At 49.6% G+C, this 713-nt stretch carries 2 rRNA genes; both read left to right on the forward strand.

Annotated elements, in window-relative coordinates:
- Positions 1 to 190: ribosomal RNA gene (locus A3844_RS06670) — 16S ribosomal RNA — on the forward strand; the annotation flags it as partial.
- A gap of 337 nt (positions 191 to 527) precedes the next feature.
- Positions 528 to 713, forward strand: a 23S ribosomal RNA gene (locus A3844_RS06675); the annotation flags it as partial.

Consider the following 713-nt stretch of genomic DNA (forward strand, 5'->3'; position numbering starts at 1 on the left):
GGATCAGCATGCCGCGGTGAATACGTTCCCGGGTCTTGTACACACCGCCCGTCACACCACGAGAGTTTACAACACCCGAAGTCGGTGGGGTAACCCGCAAGGGGGCCAGCCGCCGAAGGTGGGGTAGATGATTGGGGTGAAGTCGTAACAAGGTAGCCGTATCGGAAGGTGCGGCTGGATCACCTCCTTTCTATGGAGAATCGTTTCCTGCAATGGAGACATTCAAATCGGAAGTATTACTTCCAAAACTCAGGTTTAGGCCTGTTACTCACTCGTTGCTCAGTTTTGAGAGTTGAAGCTCTCATCTGTAACCTTGATCCTTGAAAACTGGATACCGAAACGAAAATGCGTTTTAGAACATCTTTTAGCTGAGACTTGTGTAAACAAGTTGAAATCGTTATTAGTATGCTGAAAGCGAAGGTTTTCGATTGTGAAGCGACTTTTGGCTTTAAACAGACTGGCGAACGGATTCATCCGGGAGCGCTGTTTAAAACAAGATGAGCGAACAAGCGAAACACCGGAGCGATGGTTAAGCTAATAAGAGCACACGGAGGATGCCTAGGCGCCAGGAGCCGACGAAGGACGTGGCGAACAACGAAACTGCCTCGGGGAGCTGTAAGCAAGCTTTGATCCGGGGGTGTCCGAATGGGGAAACCCAGCTGTGGTAATTCGCAGTTACTCATACCTGAATACATAGGGTATGTAGAGGCAGA

It is taken from the genome of Paenibacillus helianthi (genome assembly GCF_001909055.1).
Lineage (GTDB): Bacteria > Bacillota > Bacilli > Paenibacillales > Paenibacillaceae > Paenibacillus_AQ > Paenibacillus_AQ helianthi.